14 protein-coding genes, 1 pseudogene and 1 CRISPR repeat array are annotated in these 16,329 nt (G+C 62.9%); of the genes and pseudogenes, 9 read left to right on the top strand and 6 right to left on the bottom strand.

The genetic code is table 11. The features are described 5' to 3' along the window. Nucleotides 1–205: 205 nt before the first annotated feature. Nucleotides 206–2,779, bottom strand: coding sequence for a CRISPR-associated helicase Cas3' (gene cas3, locus HUW10_RS02375; RefSeq protein ID WP_174502024.1), 2,574 nt, complete (start codon nt 2,777–2,779; stop codon nt 206–208). Between the two features lie 107 nt (nt 2,780–2,886). Next, nucleotides 2,887–3,891: direct repeats of the CRISPR family, unit length 29 nt; unit sequence GGGCCTATCCCCGCACGCACGGGGGAACC. A 129-nt stretch (nt 3,892–4,020) separates the two neighbouring features. Next, nucleotides 4,021–4,344, bottom strand: coding sequence for a hypothetical protein (locus tag HUW10_RS02370; protein WP_236656158.1), 324 nt, complete (start codon nt 4,342–4,344; stop codon nt 4,021–4,023). A 171-nt stretch (nt 4,345–4,515) separates the two neighbouring features. On the opposite strand from HUW10_RS02370, the gene HUW10_RS02365 reads away from it, so the two are divergent. From HUW10_RS02365 to HUW10_RS02325, 9 genes are all read left to right on the top strand, one after another. Next, nucleotides 4,516–4,785, top strand: coding sequence for a hypothetical protein (locus HUW10_RS02365; protein WP_174502022.1), 270 nt, complete (start codon nt 4,516–4,518; stop codon nt 4,783–4,785). A 100-nt stretch (nt 4,786–4,885) separates the two neighbouring features. Beyond that, on the top strand, nt 4,886–6,769 hold the full coding sequence (locus HUW10_RS02360) for a hypothetical protein (RefSeq protein WP_174502021.1): 1,884 nt from the start codon (nt 4,886–4,888) through the stop codon (nt 6,767–6,769). Next, nucleotides 6,762–7,940, top strand: coding sequence for a hypothetical protein (locus HUW10_RS02355; RefSeq protein WP_174502020.1), 1,179 nt, complete (start codon nt 6,762–6,764; stop codon nt 7,938–7,940). The genes HUW10_RS02360 and HUW10_RS02355 overlap by 8 nt, the downstream gene beginning before the upstream one ends. Nucleotides 7,941–7,953: 13 nt before the next feature. Further along, nucleotides 7,954–8,463, top strand: a complete 510-nt coding sequence (locus tag HUW10_RS02350; RefSeq protein WP_174502019.1) for a hypothetical protein — start codon at nt 7,954–7,956, stop codon at nt 8,461–8,463. Next, on the top strand, nt 8,460–8,732 hold the full coding sequence (locus HUW10_RS02345; RefSeq protein ID WP_201712570.1) for a hypothetical protein: 273 nt from the start codon (nt 8,460–8,462) through the stop codon (nt 8,730–8,732). The genes HUW10_RS02350 and HUW10_RS02345 overlap by 4 nt, the downstream gene beginning before the upstream one ends. Before the next feature lie 6 nt (nt 8,733–8,738). Next, the gene (locus HUW10_RS02340; RefSeq protein ID WP_201712569.1) at nt 8,739–9,029 is read left to right on the top strand and encodes a hypothetical protein; all 291 of its coding nucleotides are present in this window, start codon (nt 8,739–8,741) and stop codon (nt 9,027–9,029) included. Continuing rightward, entirely contained in the window at nt 9,001–9,747 is a 747-nt protein-coding gene (locus HUW10_RS02335) for a hypothetical protein (RefSeq protein ID WP_174502018.1), read from the top strand. The genes HUW10_RS02340 and HUW10_RS02335 overlap by 29 nt, the downstream gene beginning before the upstream one ends. 649 nt (nt 9,748–10,396) lie before the next feature. After that, nucleotides 10,397–11,776, top strand: a complete 1,380-nt coding sequence (gene repC, locus HUW10_RS02330) for a plasmid replication protein RepC (RefSeq protein ID WP_174502017.1) — start codon at nt 10,397–10,399, stop codon at nt 11,774–11,776. A gap of 334 nt (nt 11,777–12,110) precedes the next feature. Further along, a complete protein-coding gene (locus tag HUW10_RS02325) occupies nt 12,111–13,268 on the top strand; it encodes a hypothetical protein (RefSeq protein WP_174502016.1) in 1,158 nt (385 codons plus the stop codon). A gap of 237 nt (nt 13,269–13,505) precedes the next feature. Here HUW10_RS02325 and HUW10_RS02320 read toward each other — a convergent pair whose 3' ends face one another. From HUW10_RS02320 to HUW10_RS02305, 4 genes and pseudogenes are all read right to left on the bottom strand, one after another. Further along, nucleotides 13,506–13,817, bottom strand: a complete 312-nt coding sequence (locus tag HUW10_RS02320) for a helix-turn-helix domain-containing protein (RefSeq protein ID WP_236656156.1) — start codon at nt 13,815–13,817, stop codon at nt 13,506–13,508. A 407-nt stretch (nt 13,818–14,224) separates the two neighbouring features. Then, nucleotides 14,225–14,609, bottom strand: a pseudogene (locus HUW10_RS02315) (transposase); the annotation flags it as partial. Continuing rightward, complete coding sequence (locus tag HUW10_RS18635; RefSeq protein WP_371808610.1) at nt 14,585–14,923, bottom strand: hypothetical protein; 339 nt, start codon at nt 14,921–14,923, stop codon at nt 14,585–14,587. The gene HUW10_RS18635 and the pseudogene HUW10_RS02315, both read right to left, overlap by 25 nt. A 297-nt stretch (nt 14,924–15,220) precedes the next feature. Beyond that, nucleotides 15,221–16,237, bottom strand: coding sequence for an IS110 family transposase (locus HUW10_RS02305; RefSeq protein ID WP_013640371.1), 1,017 nt, complete (start codon nt 16,235–16,237; stop codon nt 15,221–15,223). Nucleotides 16,238–16,329 lie beyond the last annotated feature (92 nt).

Raw genomic sequence — 16,329 nt, 5'->3', positions numbered from 1 at the left:
GAAAATATGGGGCTATCCCCGGGCGAATCACACCGGGGGAAAGAGGCGCTCGCCACGGACCATCGCCATCCATCAATGCGATCCAAAACCAGGCGAGCTCCAAAATGGCTGATAGAGCCCAGAAACTTCATGCCACCCACCTGGAAATTACGATTGCAACGCGGAGCCTAAAACACGTTCCCGGGGCGAACCAAACATATTTTCGTTACTTTCGTATACCCATCCGATCATAGCCAAACGCGACGCCATCGAGGTCCACCCGAATAGTGCCCTCCGTCATGGCCGGCTCTACAGGTTCGGCTGTCTGGACACCGCGCGACCAGTGAGCTGGCAGTGTGAAGCCAGTAATCTCAACGCCGAACGGTCCCATGACCGCCTTTGTGAACGTGACACGCGCTCCCTCCGCGCCGAGGCGCGTGCGGATGCTCCCAGCCTCATCATCCGGGAACCTTATCTCGGCGAATGGCTGCGCGATCGGGAGCAGAAGGCCCCGTGCCGCTGCGCGCTCTGCCAGGCCCTTGCCGTAGACAGTGTTCGAATAGGTTGACCAGGCGCGACCGAGTTCAGCATTCAGCGCCGTGATCCGGTCGGGGTGAGTGGCGCTCTCAACGAGGAAGCGGTTCATCTCAGGGATGACCCATTCGGGATAATCCACGACGAGCCGACGGGTCAGCTCGAGTGCCGGCACGTCCATGTAGATCCCGTATACCTCGTCCCTGCCACGACCTTTAATTGCGCCCAGGCCGTTGACGAACGCTGGCGCGAGCAGCTTTTCGAGGCCGTCCTCCAGCATCATGACATGGCACTGTGGGACCCCGAAGCCGGCCGGCCGGTCCATCCTGTGCCGATGTAGCCTGCCGATGCGCTGGAGCAGGACATCGATCGGGCAGAGATCTGTGAGCAGGATATCGGCGTCGATATCAAGGCTTTGCTCGAGCGTCTGTGTGCCGATGACAATGACGCCGGCGGTGTCGCTGGTCGCAGGCGATAGCGCTGTTTCGACAGCCTGGTCGAGCAGCGCGCGGTCTTCCGGGGCAAAACGACTATGGTGAAGCGCGGGCCCACCGGCAGCATTCAGCAGGAGGGGTTCGTCGACCTTGCGGACGGCATCGAAAAGGTCAATCGCTGCCCCGACAGTGTTCCGGATTATGAGGACACGCGCGCCCGCGCGGGCGGCCTCGATCGCGATGCGGGCGCAGGCATCTGCATCCATCGTTGGCTCAAGCGTCATCGAGACGCGCTTCTGCCCCCCTTGAGGGTCGCAACTATGGGGTGCAGCCTTATCCTTGCCCCATACTGCCGGGTAGGGCTCGGCTGCTGCCCGTTCAAAACTTGGCTCGATGCGCTGTCCAAGCCACCTGCTGCGAGCGACCGATCCGAGAGTGGCTGACATCAACATCGCGTACCCGCCTCGGCCGACATGCATCTTGAGGAGGTGTCGCTGGATTTCGGTCATGTAGTGGTCGGATGCGTGCACCTCGTCGATGACGAGAAGGCTGCGCGAGAGCGCTGCTGCGCGTAAATGAGCGTGCTTTACCTGGAGTCCGGCAAGCATCACCTGGTCAACTGTCCCCACGGCGATCGCCGCGGCCAGCGAGCGCTTGGCACTTTCGGCCGCCCAGCGCGCCACAAGCCGTTCCTCATCTACGCGGCCGTCGTCATCCCAGCGCACCTTCCAGTCGGGAAGCTTGCTTCCCTCCGCTTCACCAGACCTGATGTACCCCGGGACCACGAGAACCGCCTCGGGGCCGCGATCCTGGAACAGGCGGCGCATCGCATCGTTCACGCGGCGGTGCAGCTGTATGGCAGCGGCCCTTGTCGGCAGCGCAAAATAGAGGCTGTCGACGAGACCTGCGTCGAACAGGCGGGCAAATCGCCAGATTGCCGACTCCGTCTTCCCGGAGCCCGTTTCGGCCTCGAGGATGAGCAGGCGCTCATCGAGGGGAAATTCGCCGACGAGAACCTGCTGTGGCCGCGGCTGTCTGCCGCCAGTGAGCGCTGGAAAGTCTGTCCGCCCCGCGCCGGCGGCACGGTAACGAGTGGGGTCAAGCCCGATTTCCGCGATGGCGCGACGTGCCCGCGCACGGGCTCTCTCCATGTAGCCGTGATCAAGGTCCGGGATGAACTTGAAGATCGCTTGCGTTGATCCCAGCCAGTCCGCCAACGAGACTATGCCGCAGAAGAGGTGCTGGAAATCAGATGACGTTGGCATCCTGACGCCGGGGCCGGCCGCGAACGCTTCAGGGAACCAGGACCGGATCAGCTCACCGAATTCGGCTGCCGACGCGGCAGGGTCATATCCGATCCCGGGAACCGCCTGCCACTCGCTCTTGGCACGGCTTTCAACGGCAAATGGGCGGCCATGGTGAGCCAGTGCCGCCACCAGAAGGTTACCTCCGTCGTCAAAGACGCCCCACTCATTCAGCTCATCCCAGCACAGGGATTCCCTGACCTCCTCCGGAGCACCGCTTTGAAAGAGGGCTGCCCCTTCCTGAACATGCCCATGTCGGCCGCCAGGCCACGTGGCTTCGGGCCACCCCTTGGCCTGAAAACCTGGGTGGAGCTTGCCGACATCGTGCAGGAACACAAGGACCGCCAGGCGCTTGATATCCGCCGTTGATAGCGATCTGTTGGCCGAATGTTCCATACGGAGGCGAATGGTCGGGATATCGGCGATCGCCTCAAAGCAGGCGGCCACATCGGCGCAGTGGTGCGCAAGATGATGGGTAATGCCAGCGTCAAATTTACCCCAGGGCGGGCGGCTTGAAATGATGCTCACAAACGGACTCCTCCCCCCGCCATATTACCTCTCTTTGGGGTGCTCGCCGCAAGACAGCACCAACGAGTGCCTTCATGGCGGGTATCCGGTCGGCGGCGCTCGTTTTGGGGGCTATCCCCGCACGCACGGGGGAACCGCACATAGCCATCGTCGGTGTCTTGAAAAAACGGGCCTATCCCCGCACGCACGGGGGAACCCCCGTAATGTCGGTCATCCCGGTCATCAGGCAGGGCCTATCCCCGCACGCACGGGGGAACCACCTATACGGTCTATCAGGAATATTACGATCAGGGCCTATCCCCGCACGCACGGGGGAACCATGTGCAGCGCATTCTGGATCGCATCACGATGGGGCCTATCCCCGCACGCACGGGGGAACCATCGCTCAGACGGTTGACGCCGTTCATCGCCAGGGCCTATCCCCGCACGCACGGGGGAACCCTGATCGAGGCGATCCGCGCTATCCCCTGACCGGGCCTATCCCCGCACGCACGGGGGAACCATTGGCCTTTTGCGAAAGCCATTCGTTGAACCGGGCCTATCCCCGCACGCACGGGGGAACCTAGAAATTCGCTCCGCTGTTCACGGTCGAGGGGGGCCTATCCCCGCACGCACGGGGGAACCCTGGCGTCGTCTTTTCGATCCTCCCGGTCCTCGGGCCTATCCCCGCACGCACGGGGGAACCGAAAGAAAAGGAAGTGAAAGACGCCGAAGGGAGGGCCTATCCCCGCACGCACGGGGGAACCGCTTGGGGGGACATCCCCGACAGGGGATGGGGGGGCCTATCCCCGCACGCACGGGGGAACCTGATCGCCGCGCCACCGGACTTGAAAAATCAAGGGCCTATCCCCGCACGCACGGGGGAACCACCTCCTTGGGCTCGGGAAGCAAGCGAAATACGGGCCTATCCCCGCACGCACGGGGGAACCGGAAGCGCAGTCGAGCCGCTGTTGGTCAGGGAGGGCCTATCCCCGCACGCACGGGGGAACCTGAAGGAGGTCATGGCGCGATCTTCATCGCCAGGGCCTATCCCCGCACGCACGGGGGAACCTGCGCGGGCGAGCCGACGATGTGCCGGGTCCAGGGCCTATCCCCGCACGCACGGGGGAACCTCTTTGGTTTAAGGCTTTGAAATAACTCGAAATACAATATCAAAGAGCAAATTTTGCGGGCCAGCCTATTGGAGCCGGCCGGCTAACTGCAAGCGGCAAATGCTATCGGAGCGCCGTTCAGTGTGGGGATCACCGCCGCGGCCCACCCAACGCCAGCACCCTCTGTGGCGCCGGCCGCGCCTGAACCTGGGGACGCGGGGCGGCCGGCACGACTGGCTCAGGCGCGGCCCGCTTCGAGAAGCTCGACGGTGGATGTGGCGTCGGAGCGGATGCAAGCCGTCGCCTGGCCTCGAGCGCGTCGTACTCATGCTTCAGCGCCGCCGCGATCACCTCGGCATACGTCGACAGGCCCAGCCGGCATCGCAGATCGTCCAGCTTCCTCAGCGTCGCGATCGAAGTGTCGAAATGCAATCGAATATTCGGAATATCGTCGGTCTGGATGGATTTTTGCATCGAGTGTCCCGCGAAGATCGCTGGTCCGGCATATCGCGCCGGAGGCGGGTAAATCAATAATTTTCACGGCGTGCGTCCGCTCTTGACGCAGAATTTTGTTGAAAATCGAATTTCATCTTCTAGCTCCGTGCACCGCATCAATTCGCCATTTTTTGTCTCGAAATCATAAATATGTCTGACGAACGGTCGATACTTCCACATCATGAAAGAATTCAGGACCAGCTCAGGGAGGCGCTCGCCGCAGTCAACGGGCTCGAGCTGGAGCACAGCTTTGGAAAGCTGCTCGATGCACTGCATGAGGCCGCGGTTAGCGGTGTTCAGCTGACGGAGGCGCACAACCAGATCATCGGGCTGATCAGGCGGCGGGTCGAGACGACGTGGCCCGAGACCGTGTTTGGCTATCGCGGTGATCTGCAGGCCCCGCCGGATGACGAGGTGTAGGGGGGGCCTGTCCGGCCGCCCCCCCCTACAGGCCGATAGCCGTTCCTTACGCGCCCACCCGCTAGATTCACTGGGTAATGACCAGCAGGACCCAGATGTGATGAGCGACAATCTCCCCGCCGTGCGCGGCACGACACCCCATGCCCGCGAGGAGCGCGCCGCAATTTCCGTCCGCCCGGGCAGCTGGTGGCGGACGAAGAAGGACCTGAAGTCGCACCACGGCCGTACCGCCCCTGCCGGCAGCATCCTGCTGTGCACTGATGTCGAGTATGCACACGGAGCCCCGCACACGATTCACCTGCGCGACACGCCCGCGAGCCGGAGCGATGATGACATCCGCCGGGGGCGCCCAGTCAGCGGCTGGCAGATGCTCTACGACGAGCTCGTCAGCGAATACGAGCCTGTCTCTGAAGCCGATGCGCTCGCGTCGCGTGATCGCGAGATCGCGGCACTCGGCTATGAGATCGGCGAGATACAGGCAGATATCCAGACCCGGCAGCACGACCTTCAGCAGATTGCCGCCTCCGTCCCGACGGGGCCGGCCGGTCTGCTCGGCGCCGGTGACGAGGCCGACGTGGAGGGCCGTCAGGAGATGGCGGTGCGCATGCGCGAAAGCCTTGAGCAGCGGAGCGCGGAGATCAGCAGGATTTCGGCGGAGATCACAGCATCGGCGGAGCAGATGCAGGCCCGCTCGACGCGCCTGTCCGCCTATTACGAGGAGCGCGGCATCGCCGCTGCGGCCAGCATCAAGCCGGTCGCGGCCGTGGCCGGCCGCATCATGGAGCAGGTCGACACGATCGGGCTCTATGCCGGCACGAATGTCGCCGCGGATCTGATCATCGACGGTGCATCCGCCCCGGCCGACGCCCCGCTACATCTTTTCCAGCGGAAGCTGTTTCTGGATGAAGAGCTGCTGATTCACCTCCTCGACGGCGGGGCCGATTTCGAGGACGTCGACACGCTGTTTGAGCGGCTGCGGGACGACCCCGCACTGGTCCAGCGGATATTCGGCGCGCCGCGCGCCGCGATACTCATGCAGCCGCGACGGCGGAAGAAGGAGCGCATCACTGCTCCAGGCGATATCGGCGCGACGATCGATCGGATCATGCGCGAGCAGGAGGACGAAAGGGCCTTCATGCTGGTCCGGGACGGCGAGCGTGTCTGTCACGTCACGCTACCGGACTTTCTCAGCTCAGCGCCGCGGCTGTTTCCGACACCCGACGACATCGATGCACCATATCGGCGCCGGTCGTGGTACCGCGATGAGCCCGACCGGGTGATCGGGCAGGATGATCTCGGCTACGCGAAAGCAACGGAGGAGTTCCGTCAGCTGGCGCTGATGTACGAGAGATTTCTCATCATGATGTGGGGGCTGCACGACCGGCTCGGCATTTTCGGCCCGATCACGGAGGGCTCCGGGTACACGAATTTTGCGGATCCCGGGTTTCAGCAAGAGAACTTCCGGCTGGTGATGGATGACCAGGCTCTGATCGGGCCAAACCGCCCGGCCTGGCGCGACTATGTGAAGCAGCAGAACGCCAGGCTGCGCCCAGGCTCGAGGATTGTCGCATTCGCTCACCGTCTCATCACGCCAGAGATCGCATCTCACGTTGTGAGCTACGACAGCCGCACGCACAGGGAAAACTGGAAAGCCAGGCCGGTCGAGCCGATCTCGCTCGCGACAGTTCGGAGGAGCGGCGCCGACCTGGTCGTCGACATCGAGATCGCGCGCGAGGTGTATGACCGGAGCTCTTACGAATATCGTCAGCGCGTCACGAAGCTCGCGGTTCCGCTCAATCACCCGTCTCAGCGCGGCGAGACCGGTTACATTGTCATCGATGCGATCGACAGCCGTGACCTCGATTTCTATCTCGACAGCCGATCTCAGCGAGAGGCGTATCTCGATTACGCGGCGATTGTGATCGAAGTGCGTGATCTGCTGCGTGCCGAGCAGCGGAGGATGCGCCAGCGATCGAGTGGCTGAGGAGTGCGACAATGGATGCGCACACCGGCAAAACCGTCGAGGAGATCGAGGCGGCGGCGCGCGCGGCGTCCCTTGTGCCGGCAACCGGGGCAATGGTACGCCGGCACAAGGGACGCCGGAATTCGAGCGCGCGCGGGATGTCCTGCTCGCCGGCGTCTGGACGAGCCTCGGGCTCGATGCGCACCGGGATCTCGTGCCTGCAATCGTGCAGCTGGTGGAAGACGAGACGGGTGCGGCACCGGTGCGCATCGTCCGCGACGCGAAGAGCCGGCTGATCGCCTACGCGCCGTCGAACCCGGCAGTGGTTGGCGAGGCGGCGGAAATGCTCGGCTGCTGGCCGTTCGTCGACCGGCATGTGCTGGACGTCGATGGAGACGGCCGGGTCACGATCCAGTCGACAACACAAATCCAGCCGATTGCCGGCGCACCGGGAGAGACCGTGATCGACGAGCTTGGTGACATGCCGACGCTGGTCGCTAAGCAGCGACCGAACGTGCTGAAAGCCCTGCTCGAGGAATACCGGACAGTTCTTGAGCGCCCGGATCTCGCACGGTGCCTCGATCAGCCGGACGACCGGCAGGCGGAGATCATCGCGCGCAAGGCGCGCGCGGCCATCCTGGCGCCGGACGGGTCGATGCTCGACCGCGGGCATGTGGTCATGCCGATTGGCGTGCGGGCGACCCGGGCGAAGAATCGCGATGAGATCCTGGTCCAGGCAGTCTGCCTGGCAGCTGACTCGATTGATTTCCTCGCGTCATTCGATGGGGCGCGTCCGCACGCGATTAACACGATCCGCCGAACGGCCAGACATCCTGCAGTGCACCTGGCACGGATGGTGAAGCCGACAGGCCGAGTGTCTTTCAGCCTGGCGTACACCGATCTGACGGCTGATTTCGTGGAGCAGTGCCGCGGGAATCTCGATGCCCGCGCGCCAATCTTCAGGACGGACGACATCCGCATTTCGCACGCGACGACTGCCGAGCACCCCGACCTCGCGGAAATTCTGGGCCTGGTCACCGAGCCGCGCGAAGGGGTGCGGCCAGCGCGGGCAGGACTGTCGACGTGGATCTCGCCGACCGTCGCGGAGCAGATCCGGGCGCACCGCGCCGCCGCGCCGACTGCGGTCCAGGTGGAAGATGACGACGCGCCCGACTGCGCGATGAACTGCTGAAGGAGGATCCGAGATGGCATACTGGCGACAGCCAAAGGAGTGGGCGTCGCGGATCGTCGAGGTCACGCTCAATGACCTGGCGCGGTACGGCATCCGCCCGCTCACACCGGCATCATGGGCTCAGCACGGCGAGCACCTCGAAGCATATCTGCTGCCGGGAGCGACCGAGATCTCGGTGGGCATCAGGTACGGGGACGGGCCGGCCGAGTATCTCAGCCTGCTCGCCGATCAGCAGGATCTGCGCGCGCTGCTCGCAGAGAAGATGGCAGATCGAGCTGCTCTCGGATTGCGCCGCTTCACGGCCAAAGTCGAGCTGAAGCGACTCGACGACGATGCCGTGATCGGCATGCATGAGCACGACATCCGTGCGACGAGCAAGCCGGCTGCGATCACGGAGGCACTGCGCCGGTCGCGTGAGGCTGTTTCGCGTGGCGTGAAATTCGAGGGTATTACGTGCCGGATCAAGTCGATCGAGGAGGTGGTCTCCGACGGTAATGAGCCGGCACCGGAGCCGTCGCTGTGAGCGGTGGTGGCGACGACACGGGGCCGATCCGCGATCCAGGTGATTACATCACGCGCGTTGGCTCGCGTGTGACGGTCGACGAGGTGAACGGCACAGGCACGTTTTGCGTCAAAGGCTCAGTGTGGAAGATGTTCAGAGGCAAGCCGCGCCGGCGCGGCCACGACATCTGGAGGTCGGATGGCCGTTATATGGCCGTCGGCGAGCACAAGCGGGACATCGTGGGTCAGTGGCCGGAGGAGAGCGACGAGCCCGGTATGTCTCCGGGATGATGCCGGATGCCTGATCCTGTGCGCACAAAATCTCTTGGGCGTGGTCGTGCAGAGTGGTATTTTGTAGAAATGCGTCATCGACACCTCATCCACGAGGATTACACACTGGCGGCGATCGATGACATCATCTCGCGCGGTCGATGGAATGACTGGTCAGAGCTAAGAGATGCGGCGAGAGCCGATCCAAAGGTGCTGGAGCGAATCACTCGTGTCTGCATAGCAAATGCCGGCGACCCATACGCGCAGCGTTATTTTTTCTGGATGAATTATGCCAAAGAGCACCGCTCAGCTGCCTGAATGGGAGCGTGTGCTCTCAGCCGCGGCACGACTTCAAGGCATTCTGCCTGAGGCCGTTTTGGTCGGCGGAACTGCATCCGCGATCTTCGCGGGTCATCGCATGTCGGTGGACGCCGATCACGTTATCACAGATCTCAGGGATCGGTTCGATGTGGTCCTGGAACAGCTGGAGTCGGTCGCAGGTTGGCAAACAGCGCGCGTCAAACGCCCTGTCCTCATCCTCGGGAGCCTCGACGGTATCGAGACCGGCGTCCGTCAGCTGATCAGGACCGCACCGCTCGAAACCCGTGACTTGTCGTACCTCGGGCATTCAATACGCGTGCCGTCGGAAGGAGAGATATTGCGGATCAAGGGTGTGCTGATCCTCAAGCGGAACGCCACGCGCGACTATCTGGATTTCGTGGCGCTCGCCGACCACCTGGGCGATGAGCAGGTGGCGAGCGCGCTTGAGCCGTTCGACCGCTTATACCCGCAATCCAGTGGCGAGTCGGCGCTTCAACAGCTCGCTGTTCAGCTCGCGCAGCCGCTTCCGTACGACCTCGATCAGGTCGATCTCTCGGAATACAAGAGGCTCGCCGGCCGATGGCAAAGCTGGGATGCGATCAGAATTCACTCAGCACATCTCTCGACGGTCATCTTCGACCAGGTTTGCGAGCTGCGGACCAGAGGTGGTCATGGTGTGGAGAATTCGAACAGGACACCAGAGCCGGGCCGATAGGCTTTCGCCATGAAGCGCCGGATTGCAGACGACCTCGCCGGCAACAAGCGATACGAACCCGCCCCGAGTCGCATTCGCCCCGCCACCCCAGGCCAGCCATCTACACCGGCCGCGACTCGGGGGCCCAAAGAAAAATTTCCGGGAAAAGCGTTTCAAATCAGCCGCTAAGTGCGACTCGGGAGCAAGAATCTGTGGACTCGCTCCGTGAATCTCTGAATGGTGACTGACTAGCCATAGAGATGGTGGAGTGAACAGGATGCCGAACACACGTACCGCCGGCGATGATGCGAGCGCACGCTACAGGCGTAGGCAACGCGCGCGCGGCGCTACAGGTGTGCTCGTCCACCTGCCGAACGAGACGATCAGCCTGATCGACGCCATCAAGGAGCGCAAAGGTCTGCGTAGCCGCGGCCAGGCGCTCCAGCTGCTTATCGAGGAATGGAGGGGCGCCCCACCCAGAACCGCCTAGACATGCAAAAGCCCGCCTTGCCGGGCGGGCTTTCACTAAATTCGTGACGGGCTCCGAGAGCCGTTCGGATGTTGCAATCCCGAACATACCCATCGGAAGCCATCCTGCCAAGCGGAAATTGCCGTTTCCGCTCACGGGAGGGCTTTGCCCGTCGCGATCCGACACTGATGGAGGATCAAGATGGAGAATTTCCGCCCCGAATCGGGGCCGGGCCCCAAACGAGGAGGCGTGCGCGGCGCGCGGCGCCTCACGCTCGGGATGGTTGCGACAGAGCGACTCGCCGATGATTTCGGTACGGTGAGTGGGGGCGGCCAGGTCGACCCCGGCCGGGTGCTGGCCGCCTTCAAGGCAGCGGCCCCGTATCTGCGGTTTGGTCCGCGGGTCACGCAGGCGATCGACTGGCTGTTCCGCTTCACCCAGGTGCAGGACTGGCAGGAGGGCGCACGGCCGATCGTCTGGCCGTCGGCGGCGATGCAGATGGAGGCGCTGTGCCTGAGCGAGGCGCAGGTGAAGCGGCTGAACCGGCTGCTCGCCCATCTCGGGCTGATCACCATGCGCGACAGTCCGAACGGCAAGCGGTATGGCCGGCGGGACCCGCGCGGCCGGATCGTCGAGGCGTACGGCTTCGATCTCTCGCCCATTGCGGTCCGCCAGGCCGAGTTCCGGGAGATCGCAGAGCGTGGCCGGGCCCGCTTCGAGGCGCTGAAGCAGCTGCGCCGGCGTGCGACGATCGCCGTGCGCGGGATCCAGCAGATCGTGGAGACGGCGACAGAGCTCGGGATCGCCGAAGGATGGGCCCGCCAGGCGGATGAGGCGAGGCGCCTGGTCGCGCGGATCCGTCGCATCGAGGAGCTGGACGAGGTGACGCTCGGCGTGACGACGCTGGAAAACCGGCAGGCGGACCTTCGTGGCAGGCTCGAGGCGGCGATGGACGCGCTGAAAGAGGCCGCGCAGGCTGGTGTCGAATCAACAAATATGAGCCCCAAGGGGCTCGCGGATGAGCCTCATATTACACATACAAACCAGACTCTTGATCCTACGGATCACGTATCTGCATCGAGAAAACGTAGCTCGACCTCGGGTGGCGCGGGCACGAGCGCTGGAGACTCGACGAGAACCGGCAGGAATGGAGATGGGAAGGAAGCCGGGCATCGGCCGACCGGCAGTCGGGCGACAAAGCCTGAAATCCCGCCGGACGGCACGGTGTTCCGCATGACGCCGGACGAGCTGGTCAGGCTGGCGCCCCGATTGCGGGCTTACCTCGCGAAATCATCGCCCGGATGGCCGGAAATCGTGGAGGCGGCCGACTGGCTGCGTCATGACCTCGGTGTTTCGAAGCCGCTATGGGGGGATGCGTGCCTGGCGATGGGGCGCGAGCAGGCGGCCGTGGCACTGGCCATCGTCTCGACGAAGCCAAGCGACCATTTCCGCGGCTCGCCGGGTGGATATTTCCACGGGATGGTGGCCCGGGCGCGGGCCGGCGAGCTGAACCTGGCGCGGTCGATCTGGGGGATCCGGGCGGCTAGCGGGATGCCGCGGCCGGCGCCGGCGGGGCGGTGAGAGGCGGGTCTAGTGGGTGAAATTGGCGAAGGGGCTCCGCCTGGAATCCCCGGTGGTGCGATTGTGTGCGAGACAGGGGCTTGCGAACGGGCATTGCTTGTCCAGTTTCCTGGCCGCGAAAAAACGCTGTAGGTGCCGCTGGCCCTTACCCGGAGCGGGCATTCGGAGCCTGGATCGCTACTAGCCCTTGTGGAGCACATCAGCGCCCGATAAGCTGGATCGTAGGGCGCTGATCTGGCCGGTCCTTGAGGCTCTTCGGCTTCTGGTCTGGTAACTGTTGCTCCCATGATGTGAAGCGGCGTGCCCGACCTGACGCGGGCGGGAGCGTCATTGCGTGACAGAACAACCAGACCCCAAGCAAGGCCCCGTCATCCGCCAGGCGATTGCTGATGCGCGCACTGCCGACGCCACCGCGCAACGGCTGACGGAAGGCTATGTGCATCTTCTGATCCTGGCGAACGCCGGCGGCTTGGTCGCGTGCCTCGGCATCGCGGATGCACTCGCCGGCGGCAGGGATTCATCAAGCCTAATCTCCTACGCGGCACTGACGGGTCCGATGTGGTTCTTTCTCTTCGGCCTGATTTTCGGAAGCCTCATTGTGTCGATGATGCGTGTGCGCGCTGTGCGGGATTCCGAGGAACACGGGCAGCGCGCGCTCCAGGCTCTCAAGGATGCCGGTGTGATCGTGCCGACTCTGCCGTCGGTTTTCTCTCGCGTCGAGCGCAAGGGATTGCCTCACCTGAACCGGGCCATCAATGTTCTAGGAATTGCCAGCCCTGCCTGCTTTCTCGTTGGTGCGGTCTGGGGGCTACTTCGCATCGGCGCCGTTCACTATGTGGGACGCGCGGCAACAGTGGTGTCACTGGGGACGGATCGCTTTTCTGGTATAATCCCAACCATGGGCAGTGTCGCAATCTGGGTGGGAGACTTCATCTCGGTCGGGCTTCTTGTAGCCGCGATGGGCGCGCTCGGAACATGGCGCGTTCGGGTCCTGGGGGGGCGAAAGATTGAACTCGCAGAGCGGTGCCTCGACAGCGTGCGCGATTTTGCCGTACGGATCAAGGTAGCGCGAATGGAGCAAACGAACCTCGATCAACAGATGGAGGAAATACGCAATTCTCTTCTGGAATTACAAAGGGCGTTTTTGAGGCTCAATTACTATGTAACGCCGCCCATAAGCGAAGATATTCCGAATACACTCAAAAGGTGCTTTGCGACGCTGGACACCAGCTTCCGCGAACTGAAGAGCTTTGAGTTTAGAGAACCAAAGTCACCGGGCAGTGGCTCGATAGTAGCGGCGGGGGCAGGCGCTCAGGAAAAGCAGCGCTACCAAGCGGCCCACAGCACTTTCTACGGACTGTCAGGCAGCGACTTGGTTGGGGCGGACTTGATCAAAGCAGAGGGGCAGCTGGCGGATACTCTGCGTCCTATCTTAATCCCACCTGCCGGTTTCATTGATCGTGTCGTTGGCAAGATTTCACGATGGCTCTAGCCAACCCGCCGGCTGACAGTTCGGGCCGTCCTACGCTTGCCGCTCAGTCGAGTGTGGCCGGGCCATAACCGACTTTCATCGGCCGGCCTGCTGCTGCCCATCTGACCATTCCGGCCACGCCTCGGGGCAACGCTCTTTTGCGGTAGGTGGGTCGGGCTGTTACTAGCTCTTGTAGAGCGCGGCTGATCCGGGGGCGGAATTCCCCACGAACCTGGCTAACCCCAGTCTTGAGAGCCCTCAGGGTGCTCGATCCGCCTCTTCCATCGCGGCGGCCCGATGCCGGGAGATGAAGCCGACCCGGAACCCGAACGGGTGGGCGAGCTTGTTCATCGTCTCGAGCGACGGGTTGGCCTTGCCGTTTTCGATCTCCCAGATCTGGCGAGTCGTGAGCCGCATGGCTTTGGCGAATTGCACCTGCGTGAAACCGATCGCCTTGCGCATCCGCCTGACGGCCAGCGACAGGGGCAGGCCGCCGGCCTCGACGTCGTCGGCCAACTGGGTGCGCAGCCTCATCATCTTCTCGCGCGACAGGGGGCTGAGCTTTGGCATGGTCGAAGATCTCCAGATTAGGTCGGCCGGCCGGGTGGGCGCGATCATATTTGGCACCCAATATAATGGATAATTTGGAGCAAGCCTTCAATAATAAATGCCCACTGGAATGGAAGGTTTTCTGATGGAGCGGCCGTTTCAGAGCCCTCTCTGATTGGGGTTATTGGTGTCAAGCTGCACCTCTTTCCGTAGGCTATTCCCGTAGGTCACTCGCTTCTCTCCGCAGTCGGCGCGTGGCCGCCGCATGATGGGGTCAGGAGGATGAGATGTCTCAATCTGACTCGCGACCTCCGTGACATACATCCAGTCACGGGGTTCCGGACTCTCAACGAGATCACCTCGTCCATCGTCCCCACGGGAACGACACTGACTCCGCCCTCGTCAGGCGAAAGCTGCAACTCCTTCTATCATGCTACGGTGGCCTCTTTGCCCCAGCGGAACTCGCTGCCATCGGCCCACATGCGATGTAGGATCACCGCCAGCTTGCGCGCCACAGCGACGCGGGCGCGCGCCATGCCGCGGCGCTTGGCCACGGTCATGCCCCATGCCCGCAGCGCCGACCATTTGGTGCTGCGGATCAGCAAGGGATGGGCTGCCTCGTACAGCGCCGTTCGGGCCAGTTCGTCACCACATCGACTGATGCCGCCCTGCACGTCGGTTTCGCCGGACTGGTAGCGTTGCGGCGTCAGGCCAAGATGCGCGCCGACATCACGCGACCTTCGAAAAACGGCCCGGCTGGTCGATCGTGGCACGGAACGCCAACGCCGTCAGCGGGCCGACGCCCGGCACTGTCTGCCGTGGCGGACGAAGAAGCGGTGAAGCCCGGCCACCGAGTCGTGCAAGCCGACCTCGATGAGCGCCAGGCGCAGCTCTACAAGCGAGATGTTCTTACGTGTTTCCCAGATCGCGAGAATGTCCGCCCGCCGTTCCTCAACCCGGCATGCGCGCGTGTCGCCACCCTGAGGCTTCGGAGCGAAGCCGCCGGTATCGCGACGCTGCGCTCGCCAGCGGATTGCCGTTGCCGGCGCCACTCCAAAGCGGGCTGCCGCTGCCCGGCGACTCATCCCCTCATCAATCGCTGCCAAAAGCCGCCGACGAAGATCCATCGATAGTGGTTGGCCCATCCATGCCGGCCTCCTTCACCAGCACGGATCCTGAATCATGTGTGGACGGCCCGTTGGGTTCAAGTCGTTAAAGCAGAATTTGGTATCGGTTCGAATGCGGTCATGTGTCCGGCCTTTGACGCGGTGGTCTGACCGCTGGCCCAGATGGGTGCCGCGAGCAACATCCAAACAGAAATTGCGGCATGGAACTGCCGTAGATTCAGACGGATTTTGTTGCTCGTCGGTTCGACCGATAACCATCTCCTGTTTGCCCCTAAACCCTCGGCACCGGCGCGCGGATCAGGCGGCTACCGGCTGACGCCGATACGCTTCACCACGCGCCATCATGGCCCAGATGATCCGGGCCATCTTGTTGGCCAGAGCGATCGCCGCGACCTTGCGCGGCTTCCGCTCCAGCAATTGCAACAGCCAAGCGGTCGCTGATTTGCTGCCTGGTTTAGCGAAGCGGATCACCGCCATCGCCCCGACCACGAGCAACTGCCGCAACCTCTCATTGCCTGCCTTACTTATCTTTCCCATACGATGCTTGCCGCCGGTGGAATGCTCTCGCGGAGTCAGCCCGAGCCACGCTGCAAAATGCCGCCCGGTCTCAAAATTCGCGGGGTTCACATTGAGCGCCATGGTGATCGCGGTGATTGCCCCAACGCCGGGAATCGCGGCGAGGAGCTTGCTGACCGCGTTGGCCTTGTGCTGTTCGAGCAGCTGTCTCTCCAGTGCGTCGATCTTTGCATCGAGATCCGTCACATGCTGACCCATTTGCTCAAACATCGCCTTTGCAATTGCTGGAATCGCTTCCTCGGCAGACAGGAGAACAAGCAATGCTGAGACGTTCGCGCAGCCCTTGGCGGCAACGATGCCAAATTCCGCCGCGTGCCCCCGCAACGCGTTGATCGCCTGGGTTCGTTGATTCACCAAGAGTTCCCGGTGCTTCACGATGATTGCTGCCGCTTGCTCATCCACCGATTTGACCGGAACCGTGCGCATGGTCGGGCGGGATGCTGCCTCACTGATCGCTTCTGCGTCGTTGCGATCATTTTTACTCCGCTTCACGAAGGGCTTCACATATTGCGGTGGGATCAACCTGACCCGGTGGCCCATACCGCCCAACACCCGCCCCCAGTGGTGCGAGCCTGCGCAAGCTTCAAGAACCACCTCCGTCGGAGCCAATTTGACGAAGAACGGTTCAACCTGAGCCCGCCTGATCTCGCGCCGGAGTAACGGGCGCTCCTGGTCATCGACCCCATGGATCGTAAAAACATGCTTGGACGTGTCTATAGAAATCCGCTTAAATTCCATTGGGCGGCCCTTTCATTAGGTTCGTTGTTCGACCCTATATTGGCACATTGGATGCCGTTGGGCCGTCCACCCCAACAGAAATCAACGCCAAT

Origin of the sequence: Acidiphilium sp. C61 (assembly GCF_905116885.1) — a bacterium.
GTDB lineage: Bacteria > Pseudomonadota > Alphaproteobacteria > Acetobacterales > Acetobacteraceae > Acidiphilium.
Note: the sequence above shows the minus strand (reverse complement) of the source record. Positions and strands in the feature narration are given on the sequence as shown.